General features: G+C 60.5%; 13 protein-coding genes. 3 read left to right on the forward strand and 10 right to left on the reverse strand.

Annotation, left to right across the window (positions count from 1 at the left end; translation table 11 throughout):
• Positions 1–85 precede the first annotated feature (85 nt).
• Positions 86–1,018, reverse strand: a complete 933-nt coding sequence (locus QMX91_RS07110; protein WP_282412460.1) for an AraC family transcriptional regulator — start codon at positions 1,016–1,018, stop codon at positions 86–88.
• Positions 1,019–1,261: 243 nt separating this feature from the next.
• Between QMX91_RS07110 and QMX91_RS07115 the strand changes: the two genes are divergently transcribed.
• On the forward strand, positions 1,262–2,458 hold the full coding sequence (locus QMX91_RS07115; RefSeq protein WP_282412461.1) for an MFS transporter: 1,197 nt from the start codon (positions 1,262–1,264) through the stop codon (positions 2,456–2,458).
• 31 nt (positions 2,459–2,489) lie between these two features.
• On the opposite strand, the gene QMX91_RS07120 is transcribed toward QMX91_RS07115, so the two are convergent.
• From QMX91_RS07120 to QMX91_RS07135, 4 genes are all read right to left on the reverse strand, one after another.
• Positions 2,490–3,488 (reverse strand): NADP-dependent oxidoreductase, encoded by a 999-nt coding sequence (locus tag QMX91_RS07120; RefSeq protein ID WP_282412475.1) that lies wholly within the window; start codon positions 3,486–3,488, stop codon positions 2,490–2,492.
• Between the two features lie 67 nt (positions 3,489–3,555).
• Positions 3,556–4,425 (reverse strand): alpha/beta hydrolase, encoded by an 870-nt coding sequence (locus QMX91_RS07125; protein ID WP_282412462.1) that lies wholly within the window; start codon positions 4,423–4,425, stop codon positions 3,556–3,558.
• A gap of 82 nt (positions 4,426–4,507) precedes the next feature.
• Entirely contained in the window at positions 4,508–5,296 is a 789-nt protein-coding gene (locus QMX91_RS07130; RefSeq protein ID WP_223008707.1) for an SDR family oxidoreductase, read from the reverse strand.
• Between the two features lie 39 nt (positions 5,297–5,335).
• Positions 5,336–6,436, reverse strand: a complete 1,101-nt coding sequence (locus QMX91_RS07135) for an alkene reductase (RefSeq protein ID WP_282412463.1) — start codon at positions 6,434–6,436, stop codon at positions 5,336–5,338.
• Between the two features lie 105 nt (positions 6,437–6,541).
• On the opposite strand from QMX91_RS07135, the gene QMX91_RS07140 reads away from it, so the two are divergent.
• Complete coding sequence (locus QMX91_RS07140; protein WP_135296023.1) at positions 6,542–7,168, forward strand: TetR family transcriptional regulator; 627 nt, start codon at positions 6,542–6,544, stop codon at positions 7,166–7,168.
• 113 nt (positions 7,169–7,281) lie between these two features.
• Here the strand turns inward: QMX91_RS07140 and QMX91_RS07145 are convergent, their stop codons facing one another.
• The 5 genes from QMX91_RS07145 to QMX91_RS07165 form a co-directional block, all read right to left on the reverse strand.
• A complete protein-coding gene (locus QMX91_RS07145) occupies positions 7,282–7,668 on the reverse strand; it encodes a cupin domain-containing protein (RefSeq protein ID WP_098964329.1) in 387 nt (128 codons plus the stop codon).
• Positions 7,669–7,712: 44 nt separating this feature from the next.
• On the reverse strand, positions 7,713–8,564 hold the full coding sequence (locus QMX91_RS07150) for an AraC family transcriptional regulator (protein WP_135296022.1): 852 nt from the start codon (positions 8,562–8,564) through the stop codon (positions 7,713–7,715).
• Positions 8,565–8,630: 66 nt separating this feature from the next.
• Positions 8,631–8,999 (reverse strand): hypothetical protein, encoded by a 369-nt coding sequence (locus QMX91_RS07155; RefSeq protein ID WP_223008703.1) that lies wholly within the window; start codon positions 8,997–8,999, stop codon positions 8,631–8,633.
• A gap of 277 nt (positions 9,000–9,276) precedes the next feature.
• Complete coding sequence (gene yghU / locus QMX91_RS07160; RefSeq protein ID WP_134786641.1) at positions 9,277–10,116, reverse strand: glutathione-dependent disulfide-bond oxidoreductase; 840 nt, start codon at positions 10,114–10,116, stop codon at positions 9,277–9,279.
• 73 nt (positions 10,117–10,189) lie between these two features.
• A complete protein-coding gene (locus QMX91_RS07165; RefSeq protein ID WP_135296019.1) occupies positions 10,190–10,810 on the reverse strand; it encodes a LysE family transporter in 621 nt (206 codons plus the stop codon).
• A gap of 176 nt (positions 10,811–10,986) precedes the next feature.
• Between QMX91_RS07165 and QMX91_RS07170 the strand changes: the two genes are divergently transcribed.
• On the forward strand, positions 10,987–11,880 hold the full coding sequence (locus QMX91_RS07170; RefSeq protein WP_282412464.1) for a LysR substrate-binding domain-containing protein: 894 nt from the start codon (positions 10,987–10,989) through the stop codon (positions 11,878–11,880).
• Positions 11,881–11,895: the final 15 nt, after the last annotated feature.

Here is an 11,895-nt window from a genome sequence, read left to right on the forward strand (position 1 = left end):
TCACCCGCTCGATCATCGGTTGACGTGCATTTTTATAAGCGGTGAAACGCTGCGTGGCACCTCACCGGTAAAGCGTGTTCTTTGTTCAACTGGCCGCGTTGCCCAGCGTTTCTGCGGCGAAGGGCTCGCCACGCAGCAGCGCGATGTCCCGACTGGGTGCGGTGCCGTACAGGCGTGCGTATTCGCGGCTGAACTGCGAGGGACTTTCATAACCGACCGCAAATGCCGCTCGCGAAACGTCCAGACGCTCCATCAACATCAGCCGGCGCGCCTCGTTCAGTCGCAGCCACTTCTGGTACTGCAGCGGGCTCATGCCGGTGAGTTGGCGGAAGTGATGGTGAAAGGTCGGTGCGCTCATCTGCACCCGCGCCGCCAGTTCATCGATGCGCAGCGCCTCGGTGTAGTTGACCTTGAGCCAGTCGATGGCTTTGGCGATGCGATAACCCTGGCCATCGACGGCCGTGATCTGCCGCAGCCGCGCGCCTTGATCGGTATGGAGCAGCCGATAGTGGATTTCCCGCAGCACCAGCGGCGCCAACACCGGGATCGCCTCAGGCTCGTCGAGCAATGCCAGCAGGCGTTCGAGCGCGCCTTCCAGCGCGCACGACAGGTTGCCAATGCCAGCGCCGGTGTTCATCGACGGCTGCCGTTTCGCAGGCAAGCCACCTTTGCTGAGGATCTCGGCGAGCATGCCGACATCCAGTCTCAGCACCAGCCCGACACAGGGCTGTTCGGGGCTGGCGAGCATCACTTCGGAATTGGCGGGCAGATCCAGCGAGGTGACCAGAAACCGCGAAGGGTCGTAGCGGTAACCTTCACCGCCGACCCACAAACGCTTTTCCCCACGGCCCACCAGAATCAGGCTCGGCTCGATCATGCACACGGTCGGTGGCGCCGGCTGATCGCGACGAAACAGCGACAGGCCGGCTATCGACGTGGCGAAGTCGCCCGCTACGCTCACGCGCGAGTCAATGTTCAACGCCAAAGGTGATTGGTGGCGCAGCGGGGTAGGGATCATGTCGGGCAACTCCTGTTGTACGAACTCTAATCCGCTGCACAGGCGATTCCTATACACCACCCTGCATCCTCAGAGGATCAGGCAAGCATTCAAGAGGAATGCACTAGGGCAGAGGTGAATCGACCGGGAGAATGTGTCAAACCATTACAGGAGAGCCGCGATTCGACAACGCGATCCTCGCACCGTGAAAAACAGTGGGTCCGGGCAATCGCCCGGACGCCTCTCGCAATACAGGTAGTTCCCATGACTTCTCTTTCTACAGAACAACGCGGCTGGAGCGCCGTGCTGGCCATGTCGTTGGCCGCCTTCGCGCTGGTCGCTTCAGAGTTCATGCCGGTCAGTTTGCTGACGCCGATTGCCGCCGAACTGCACATCACCGAGGGCCAGGCCGGGCAGGGGATTTCCGTGTCCGGTGCATTCGCCCTGATGACCAGCCTGTTGATTGCAGCGGTCGCTGCTCGCGTCGAGCGCAAGAAGCTGTTGCTGGGTCTGACCTTGCTGATGATCGTCTCGGGGACGGTGGTCGCATTCGCGCCGGGCTATCCGTCGTTCATGTTCGGGCGGGCCCTGATCGGCATCGCCATTGGCGGTTTCTGGTCGTTGTCGGCGGCAACCGCGATGCGTCTGGTGCCGCCTGACCAAGTGTCCCGGGCACTGGCGATCGTCAACGGCGGAAACGCGCTGGCGACGGTAATCGCCGCTCCGGCGGGGAGTTTCCTCGGCGCGTTGATAGGCTGGCGCGGCGCGTTCTTCTGTGTGGTTCCGGTCGCCGCGCTGGCGGCCGTGTGGCTGCTGATCAGTCTGCCGTCCTTCAAGCTTGAGCGTCAGGCCGGTAGCGGCAACGCCCTGCGGCTGATGAAGCAATGGCCGGTCGCCTTGGGAATGGTCGCCGTCAGCGTATTTTTCATGGGGCAGTTCATGCTGTTCACCTACCTGCGGCCCTTTCTGGAGGGGGTCACCGGGGTCAGCGTTGCAACCCTGTCCTTGATGCTGCTGGGGCTGGGGCTTGCCGGTTTTATCGGGACCTTTGTGATCGAAAGATTCCTCGGCACCGGCCTGTACCGCACGCTGACAGTTATCCCGCTGATAATGGCGGTCATTGCATTGGCGCTGGTCAACTTCGGTGCTTCGCCGTTGCTGACTGCGTTGCTGCTCGGACTCTGGGGGCTGGTCGCCACGGCGGCCCCCGTGGGCTGGTGGACATGGCTGGCGCAGACGCTGCCGGAGGATGCCGAAGCCGGCGGAGGCTTGCTCGTGGCCATCGTGCAACTGGCCATCGCCGGAGGGGCCATCGTCGGTGGCCTGGCGTTTGATCTGAGCGGTTATAAAGCCACCTTCGAGCTGAGCGCGGCGGTGTTGGTGATTGCGTCGGTGCTCGCCTGGTGCGCCGGTCGCAGTGCGACTGAAGTTCATCTGGTCGAGTCGAACGCGGCCGGCTGACGAGTTCAGCCGGCCGCCGGGGGGCACGTTGTCATTTGAGCGTAACGACGACCTTGCCCTTGGCGCGCCCCTGCTCGACGTACTTCAACGCCTCTGCCGTCGAGGCAAACGAGAAGCTGCGGTCAATCACCGGTCGGATGATTGCCTCCTCGACCAGCGTGGCGATTTTTTGCAGTTGTGCACCATTGGCCCGCATGAAGACGAACGTGTAGTTGACCGCCTGCTTGCGCGCCTTGCGCCGGATACCGAAGCTCAACAGGCGCATGACCTGTTGCAATGGCCAGGACAAGCCTTGTTCTTGGGCGAACTGTGCAGTGGGCGGGCCCGAGATGGAAATGAGCTGGCCGCCGGGCTTCAGGACCTTGAGTGATTTTTGCAAAACGTCCGGGCCAAGGCTGTTCAACACCACGTCGTAGTCGTGCAGGACGCTTTCGAAGTCTTGCTGTTTGTAGTCGATGACCAGATCGGCCCCCAGTGCCTTGACCCATTCGACGTTCGCGGTGCTGGTGGTCGTGGCGACGAAGGCGCCGAGGTGTCTGGCCAACTGGATGGCAATGCTGCCAACCCCACCGGATCCCGCGTGAATCAGTACTTTCTGACCCTTTTTCAGTTGTGCGGTTTCGATCAGTACTTGCCACGCCGTCAACGCGACCAAAGGCAGGGACGCGGCTTGTGCCATGCTGGTATTGGCAGGTTTTCGGGCGACCGCGTTTTCGTCCACGGCGATCCATTCGGCGAACGTTCCGATCCGCGTTTCCGGCGGGCGAGTGTAAACCTCGTCTCCCGGTTTGAACTGCGTCACCTGTGAGCCAACCTCAACCACCACACCCGCCAGATCATTGCCCAGTATCAGCGGTAATGCATAGGGCAGAATCAGCTTGAACTCGCCACTGCTGATCTTCGAATCCAGCACATTGACGCTGCTGGCGTGTACCTCGATCAAGACATCACGGGCACCCACCACAGGGGCAGGCGCTTCGCCAATGCGCCCAGGCTTGTTTCCATAGCGATCAATCAGAAATGCTTTCATCGTAGTGCGGCTCTTGGCGGTTGTGAGGAGGGTAGCTGGCGCGTTGCGGTGTTGCTGCGCCGTGTCGTCAGGCGTCGAGGAATGCCTGGGCCTTGGCGACAAAATCAACGCAGTGCTGGAAAATCCCGCCGTGGCCGGCATCCTCATAAATCACCAGTTGTGCGTTGGGAATACGCTTGGCCAGCGCCATCGAGTTGACGCTGGGCACCATGATGTCGCTGTCGCCGTTAACGATAAGCGTGGGTATGCGCAAGCGTCCGAGGTCTTGCGGCGGCTGTTGGCCCCACGCGGTGATCGCTTTCAACTGGCGCAGAAAAGCGCTCGGTGTCGGGCCTTTGTCGCGATTGTTTTTGCGTGCTTTCAGGCGTTGCAGATACTGCGACGCAGATCGACGGCCATTGGCTGTCGAGGTGAAGAACAGGTAGACCTTGGGATCGCGCAAGGTCAGCAAGCCTTTGAGGATCAATGGCCAGGTGACCGCACCGACTCTGTCGATGCCGTCGCCACCGGCCGGACCGGTACCGGTCAGAATCAAGCGACGCACCCGATCAGGCGCCTTCAGGGCGATGTCCTGAGCAACGAAGCCGCCGAGCGAGAATCCCAGTACATCAACGGTTTCCAAGCCCAGCGCCCGGATCAACTGAATGGCATCGTCTGCCATTTCACCGACAGTCAGTGGCGCGGTTCCACCAGAGCCGCCAATACCGCGATAGTCAGTGGTAATGACGCGTCGGGTTCGTGCCAGGCCATCAATGATCGCGGGATCGAAGTTGTCCAGCACGGCGCCCCAATGGTTGAACAGCACCAGCGGCACGCCGATCGCGGGGCCGATGTCGCGGTAAGCGAAGCGCACGCCGTTGACCGTGATCGACTGGTTCGCCGCGTTGCTGAATGGCGTCGACACGCCAGTGTGGTTATTTGCCAGGGTTTGATTCATTTCTGCTCCGGATCGCGGGCCGGATTCGATGCAGTGACTTGCGTATGTATCGAATCCGCCGCGCGTGTTCGCTACCAGACAATCACTGTGGGTCCAGGTAGCGCTGGGCAACCGCAGACTGACGGATTTGCCCGATCAGGCCCTGACGGGCGCCTTGCAGATCATCCCAGCGTTGCGCTTCGTGCAGCGGCGGGATGGTCACCGGTTCGCGACGATCGAAGCCGACCAGAGCGGCATCCACCAGATCGCCCACTTCCATGATGTCGCTCAAGGTGTTGATGTCGATGCCGGAGCGATCCCAGATCTCCGTACGGGTGGCGGCGGGGAGTACGGCTTGCACGTAGACGCCCTGAGGTGACAGTTCCAGGCTCAGTCCCTGGGACAGGAACAGGACGAAGGCCTTGGTCGCACCGTAGACGGTCATGCCGAACTCCGGCGCCAGACCCACCACCGAACCGATGTTGATGATCGCGCCGTCACCGGCCTTGACCAGACGTGGAGCGATGGCGCTGGCCAGGCGCACCAGTGCGGTGGTGTTGAGGGCGACCAGTTGCGCAACGCTGTCGGTGCTTTGGTCGATGAAGTTACCGGAGAGGGCGGCGCCGGCGTTATTGACGAGGATGCCGATACGGGCGTCGTCGCGCAGGCGGTTTTCAACGGTGCTCAGATCAGCGAGTTGGGTCAGGTCCGCCGGGATCACATCGACGGTGACATCGTGTTCGCTGCGCAAACGAGCTGCAAGTGCGTCCAGGCGTGCCTGGTCGCGGGCGACCAGAACCAGATCATGGCCGCGTTGCGCGAAGCGCTCGGCGTAGACCGCGCCAATGCCGGTGGAGGCGCCAGTGATCAGAACAGTAGGGCGAGTGCTCATGGGGGATCTCTCTTTCAGGGTGTGAGAAACAGAACGCGCTCAGTTGGCGCTGACGCTTGATTCAGCCAGCGTCGGGTAGTCGATGTAGCCTGCCGCACCGCCGCCATAGAGGGTGGCGGGATCGAACGCGGACAATGGCGCGCCCTGCTTGAGGCGCTCCACCAGATCCGGGTTGCCAATGAACGGACGACCGAAGGCGATCAGGTCGGCGTGGTCTTCGGCGAGCTGCGAAGTCGCCAGGTCCAAGTCATAGCCGTTGTTGGCGATGTAGGTGTTTTTGAAGCGCTGGCGCAGTGCGCCGAAGTCGAAGGGCGCCACGTCGCGCGGGCCACCGGTCGCGCCTTCGACCACGTGCAGATAAACCACGCCGAGGGCATCGAGTTGCTCGGCGACGTAATCGAATTGCGCCTGCGGATCGCTGCTGGAGACGCCGTTGGCCGGCGACACCGGAGACAGGCGCACACCGGTGCGATTGGCGCCGATTTCATCAACGACGGCCGCCGTCACTTCAAGCAACAGACGCGCCCGGTTTTCAATCGAGCCGCCATAGGCGTCGGTTCGCAGATTGGCGCTGTCCCTGAGGAATTGATCGAGCAAATAGCCGTTCGCGCCATGAATTTCCACACCATCAAACCCGGCGGCAATCGCGTTTGCCGCAGCCTGGCGAAAATCCGAGACGATCCCCGGCAGTTCACTGGTCTCCAGCGCGCGCGGCGCCGAGACATCTTCAAAGCGATTGTTGACGAACACTTTGGTGGCGGCGCGTAGCGCAGAAGGGGCCACGGGGGCGGCGCCGTTTTCTTGCAGATCAACCTGCGACACGCGGCCGACATGCCACAGTTGCAGGAAGATTTTTCCGCCCTTGGCATGGACTGCATCGGTCACCTGGCGCCAGCCGTCGATCTGTGCTGGCGTGTAGATTCCCGGGGTGTCCTGATAGCCCTGACCTTGTCGGGAAATCTGCGTGGCTTCACTGATCAGCAAGCCTGCGCTGGCCCGTTGGCTGTAATAGGTGGCGGCGAACTCGCTGGGTACGAAGCCTGCGCCTGCACGGTTGCGAGTCAGCGGTGCGAGGACGACGCGGTTCGACAGCGTCAGGTCGCCAAGTGTGTAAGGGGTGAACAGAGTCTGGTTGCTCATCTGGTATTTCTTCCGTGCCCGTTGGTGGAGATCGGTGTGCGTGCAATTAGGATGATGATCGAAATCTAAACTGTCAACGGTTTTGATTATGACCAGCATCTATGTATGATTGGCACAATCATTCCCAATGAACACGAGGTACTGCACGTGCGAGTGACCAAGGCCCAGGCGCAGGCCAATCGAGAACACATCGTCGAGACCGCTTCCGAGCTGTTCCGTGAGCGTGGCTTTGACGGCGTCGGTGTGGCGGATCTCATGGCGGCTGCCGGTTTCACCCACGGTGGTTTTTACAAGCATTTCGGCTCCAAGGCCGACCTGATGGCTGAAGCCGCGTCCTGCAGTCTTGCCAAGTCGCTGGCAGGTGCCGAAGCGCTCGACGTGCCAGGCTTCATCGATGTCTATGTGACGAGAGAACATCGCGATGGACGTGGCAGCGGTTGCACCATGGCCGCGCTGTGTGGCGACGCGGCGCGTCAATCGGATGAGGTGAAAACGACGTTTGCCGAAGGGATCGAGCGCACCCTGCAGACCCTCGGAGACAAATATCCAACCGGGCCGGACGCCGTGGTGGGCGAGGGGAGAAAGAAAATGATCGACCTGCTGTCGCGGGCTGTCGGCGCGATTGTGCTGTCGCGTGCCTGTCCGGATGATTCCGCGCTGGCTGACGAGATTCTTGAGGTGTGCCGCGCTGAAATGCTGGCTTCGTTGCCGGTTGACGAGGAGGTGGTCTGAGGCGGTGCTCGCTCAGTAAACCCAGTACAAAATCGCCCGTCGATCAGCGGCCAACCAACGGCCCGCCACTCAAAAAAGGCGCCGTCAAATCGCAGATTGACGGCGCCTCCTGCTCAGATCCAGACGTCGTTGTCAGCCGTGCGCTCGCCACCTTCGTGCCCGGTGTTACGCACCCCCCGAGGCTCGATCATCATCAGGCGCGCTTCTCCTTCCGCTGCCGTCCGATGTTCGATCCCGCACGGCACGACGTACAGCTCACCCGGTTCGACGTATACGCGGCCATGGGGCAGGTCGATCCGCAGCGTGCCCTCGATCACAATAAAGGCCTCATCGGTTTCCGGGTGGGAGTGCCAGATGAATTCACCTTCGATGCGAACCACTTTGAACTGGTAGTCATTCATTTCGGCGACCACACGGGGGCTCCACTGCTGATCGATCAGCGCGGATTTCTGCGCCAGATTGATGGCGTGCAGTGCTGGTACTTTGCTGGTATGTGGCATGACAAATCCTCTATCAGATAGAAGTCGTCAGCCTAGCGAAGGCGCTATTGGCGATGCTTGTACGATCCTGCAAGTTGCCTTTGCCCCAGGACGCGTTCCAGCCAACGCGACGGAGATACCCCATAAGTGCGGGTGAAGTGCCGGGTCATATGACTTTGGTCGTGAAAACCCGCAGCCAGTGCGGCATCCACCAGCGAGAATCGGTCAAGCAGCAACGTGCGCAATATATCCAGGCGACGCAGGGTCACGAAGCGATAGGGGCTGGTGCCAAACAGCACTCTGAAGTCCCGAGAGAGGCTCCATCTTTCACGGCCGCTGGCGCGCTCCAGCATTTCCAGCGTAATGCTCTGGTGCAGGTGAGCCATGATGAATTCCCTTGCGCGCTCGGCTGCCGGGTAATCGAGCAGTTTGCGCCCGCGAGGTTTGCCGGCCACGGTGCGCAGGGCCATTGCCAGATCAAACAGGGCGTCCTGTTCTTCCAGCGGATCAAGTGAGTAATCCATCGCCTGGACGAACGCTTCGCTGGCGCGATACAGGCGTGGGTCGCTGGACAGACCGCCGGCGATGAAGGGTAGCGGTTCACCCTTCAACACCTGCTGAATCAAAGCCGGATCGATATAGGCCATTCGATAGCGAAACCCCGCTTCGGTCCCGGCCATGCCATCGTGCAGTTCATCAGGATGCAGGAGCAAGGTATTTCCCGGTAAGCCGTGGCGCAGGCTGCCCTTGTAGTGAAAGCTTTGCACGCCAGAGAGTGTGCGACCGATCGAGTAAGTATCGTGCCGATGTGGGTGGTAGCCATGGCCGCCAAACCGGGCTTCGATACGTTCTATCCGCCCCGGTTGAGTGCTGCGCACTACCCAATCGGAATCTGGATCTGGTCTGGGCTGTTCCATGGTTTCACTGTCTCTGAGAGAAGCCTGCTGCGAGCGATGATAGCCAACCTGATCGAAAGCAGGGTGTCACCGTTGCCCTCGCGTATTTTGCGCCAGACGCTCACGCCAGTTGCCACCGTGATTACGCTGGCACGCCTCCTCGGAGTCGAAACGCACGTTGCGCTCTGAAGGGGACAGGTCGATATCGGCTTCCCTCAGCGCAGTGGCCGTCAGTTCGAAGAGGCGTGCCTTGGCGTCAGTCAGGGCGAGGTTTTTGTCGGCTTCGGTGTCGAACACCCAAATGACATTCAGGGTCGCCGCCAATGCGTTCAGGTCAGCGGTGTGAGTCAGCCAGGTGAAGCCCTGGATTTCAGCTTTTGCGGCTTCACATGCGTCGGTGAGCGTGGCAATCAAGCGCCGCTCGATCCGCGCCAGTTCACGTTTTCCAGGGGGCATTGCAGATCCTTTGACGACAGTGGTGGTGTGGTCTCAATGTAATTGCTGAGGTTCACAAATCCTCATGTCCAACCCGAATTCCCTGAGGGAGCGAGCTTACTCGCGAAAGCGGTAGGTCTGTTATGTCAGTGTTGACTGACTTGGCGCCTTCGCGAGCAAGCCCGCTCCCACAAAGGTTGCTGTGAACCGGGATGTCCCTGTCCAGCACAGATCCCACAAAGTTTGCTGGTGATTGCGGATGCCCATGTCCAACACAAATCTTTGTGGGTATGTGGCGTCAGTCTAGATCGCTGGCCTGATGTCGCTCCGCAACCTGGCTCGCCTCGTCACCCCAGGTGCGATTGACCCGCTGGCCACGCTTGACTGCCGGGCGCTCGGCGATTTCTTCTGCCCAGCGCTGCACGTGGGTGTATTCGTGGGCCGCTAGAAATTCGGCGGCCGCATACACGTTGTTGCGCACCAGTTGGCCGTACCACGGCCAGACCGCGATGTCGGCGATGGTGTAGCTGTCGCCGGCCAGGTAGCGGCTTTCCTTGAGGCGTCGGTCGAGCACGTCGAGCTGACGCTTGGCCTCCATGGTGAAGCGGTTGATCGGGTATTCGAGCTTCTCCGGCGCATACGCGTAGAAGTGCCCGAAACCGCCGCCCAGATAAGGTGCGGCGCCCATCTGCCAGAACAGCCAGTTCAGGGTTTCCGTGCGGCCGGCGGGATCTTTCGGCAGGAAGGCGCCGAATTTCTCTGCCAGATACAGCAGGATCGAACCGGATTCGAATACCCGAATCGGCGGCTGTACGCTGTGGTCGAGCAGCGCCGGAATCTTCGAGTTCGGATTGATCTCGACAAAACCGCTGGAGAACTGATCGCCCTCGTTGATGCGGATCAGCCACGCGTCGTACTCGGCCTCGGTGTGCCCCAGTGCGAGCAATTCTTCCAGCAGGATGGTCACCTTGACGCCATTGGGCGTCGCCAGTGAATACAACTGCAGCGGGTGTTTGCCCACGGGCAGGGTCTTTTCATGCGTCGGCCCGGCAATCGGGCGGTTGATGCTGGCGAAATGGCCGCCGGACGGGGCTTCGTGTTTCCAGACTTTGGGCGGTACGTAGGGCGCTTTACTCATGAAATGGGCCTCATGGTGAACTTGCCGAGAATGACCTGACGGGTATCAGACCAGACAGCATAAACGCTCTAGCTCAAGACTGCGCAACCCCCGGAATGATCAAACACGCCGCCAGACCCATCAACGCGATCCCGATGAGCTTGTCGAGGAGCCGCTGTTTTTCCAGCAGGCGCCGGCGTAACCGTTCTGTGGAGAAAAACAGCGCGACCAGGCTGAACCACAGCCAATGAATGACCGACATGAACAGGCCATAGGCGAAGTTCAACGTCAGCGAACTGCCTGGCTCCACCACCTGACTGTACGCCGCTACCACGAACAACATGGTTTTCGGATTCAGTGCATTGGTCAGAAAACCTGAGCAGTACACCTTCCAGGCACGGGGTGCCGAAGCGCTCGCATCGGCAAATGTCAGAACAGATTTATTGGTAAAGGACTTGATGCCCAGATAGACCAGGTAGCCGGCACCCAGCAGCTTCATCATCCAGAACAACATTGGTGACTGAGTGATGATCAGCGCCACCCCGAACACCGTGTAGAACACATGAACCTGCACGCCACAGGCGATGCCCAGCGCAGCCAGCAAACCACTGCGCCGCCCGTAGGCATAACTGTTGCGAGTGACCATGGCAAAGTCCGGGCCGGGGCTGATCACCGCCAGAACAGTGATGGCGATTACCAGAAACAATTCATTCATCCATACGCTCCATCGCGTTATTTGCGCTACTTGAATTCACAGATACAGCGCCTGCAGCATCGCCGCCAACAGCGTGGATGGAATTAACAGGCCCTGAGCGGCGACATGATGGAGAAGTGTCTTTGGCAAAAAAAACGATTTATAGTCGCGAAAATCTGTGAGAAATCATCGTCTATATGAACCTGCCTCCGCTGGCTGCCTTTCGCTTCTTCAACACCGCCGCCCAGACCCAGAGTTTCGTCAAGGCCGCCGAGCTGCTGCACGTCACCCACGGCGCGGTCGGCCGCCAGGTGCGCTTGCTGGAGGAGGCGATCGGCGTCGAGCTGTTCGAACGGCGCAACCGCGCGATCTTTCTCAACCATGCCGGGCGCCTGCTGTTCAATGTCACCGCGCCGATGTTCGAACAGTTGCAGAGCACGGTTTATCGCCTGCAGCGTGAAGTCCACGACGATGTGCTGGTGGTGTCCTGCGAGCCAACCATCGCCATGAAGTGGTTGATCCCGCGTTTGCCCGACTTTCACAGCGCGCATCCACAGTTGCAGGTGCAATTGCTGACGGCCGGCGGGCCGATCGACTTCGCTCGTTCAGGCGTGGATCTGGCGATCCGCCGCGATGATTTCCATTGGGACGAGACCGTGCACGGCGTGACCATTTGCGAGGAGTGGATCGGCCCGGTCTGCGTGCCGTCCAGTCGTCCTGACGGCGATCATTTGCGCGGCGCCTGCCTGCTGCACAGCAAGACCCGCCCGCAGGCGTGGGACAACTGGGTGCGACTGGTTGGCATGAATGCGTCGGGTGTCAGTCGGGTCGATTACGAGCATTTCTACCTGTGCATTCAGGCCGCGTTGGCCGGGCTGGGCGTCGGTATGGCGTCGTTTCTGATGGTGCAGGACGAACTCAAATCCGGCCAGTTGATCGCGCCGTTCGGCTTCGTTCGCGACGGTTCGAGTTATTGCCTGCTGTCACCGCGACCCTTCGAACAGAGCGCCAATGCCATGCTTTTTCGCGTGTGGATTACCCAGCAGATGAGTGCGTGCAGCCAATGGCTCGGGGGTGATCTGCAGCCTTGAAAGTGCAAGAGCCGC

The sequence above is a fragment of the Pseudomonas sp. PS01299 genome, assembly GCF_029960145.1.
Taxonomy (GTDB): Bacteria; Pseudomonadota; Gammaproteobacteria; order Pseudomonadales; family Pseudomonadaceae; genus Aquipseudomonas; species Aquipseudomonas putida_A.

Excerpts from the sequence above, each read along its gene's own strand:
- QMX91_RS07110 (WP_282412460.1), bottom strand. The coding sequence starts at position 1,018 with ATGATCCCTACCCCGCTGCGCCACCAATCACCTTTGGCGTTGAACATT.
- QMX91_RS07115 (WP_282412461.1), top strand. The coding sequence starts at position 1,262 with ATGACTTCTCTTTCTACAGAACAACGCGGCTGGAGCGCCGTGCTGGCC.
- QMX91_RS07120 (WP_282412475.1), bottom strand. The coding sequence starts at position 3,488 with ATGAAAGCATTTCTGATTGATCGCTATGGAAACAAGCCTGGGCGCATT.
- QMX91_RS07125 (WP_282412462.1), bottom strand. The coding sequence starts at position 4,425 with ATGAATCAAACCCTGGCAAATAACCACACTGGCGTGTCGACGCCATTC.
- QMX91_RS07130 (WP_223008707.1), bottom strand. The coding sequence starts at position 5,296 with ATGAGCACTCGCCCTACTGTTCTGATCACTGGCGCCTCCACCGGCATT.
- QMX91_RS07135 (WP_282412463.1), bottom strand. The coding sequence starts at position 6,436 with ATGAGCAACCAGACTCTGTTCACCCCTTACACACTTGGCGACCTGACG.
- QMX91_RS07140 (WP_135296023.1), top strand. The coding sequence starts at position 6,542 with ATGATTGGCACAATCATTCCCAATGAACACGAGGTACTGCACGTGCGA.
- QMX91_RS07145 (WP_098964329.1), bottom strand. The coding sequence starts at position 7,668 with ATGCCACATACCAGCAAAGTACCAGCACTGCACGCCATCAATCTGGCG.
- QMX91_RS07150 (WP_135296022.1), bottom strand. The coding sequence starts at position 8,564 with ATGGAACAGCCCAGACCAGATCCAGATTCCGATTGGGTAGTGCGCAGC.
- QMX91_RS07155 (WP_223008703.1), bottom strand. The coding sequence starts at position 8,999 with ATGCCCCCTGGAAAACGTGAACTGGCGCGGATCGAGCGGCGCTTGATT.
- yghU (WP_134786641.1), bottom strand. The coding sequence starts at position 10,116 with ATGAGTAAAGCGCCCTACGTACCGCCCAAAGTCTGGAAACACGAAGCC.
- QMX91_RS07165 (WP_135296019.1), bottom strand. The coding sequence starts at position 10,810 with ATGAATGAATTGTTTCTGGTAATCGCCATCACTGTTCTGGCGGTGATC.
- QMX91_RS07170 (WP_282412464.1), top strand. The coding sequence starts at position 10,987 with ATGAACCTGCCTCCGCTGGCTGCCTTTCGCTTCTTCAACACCGCCGCC.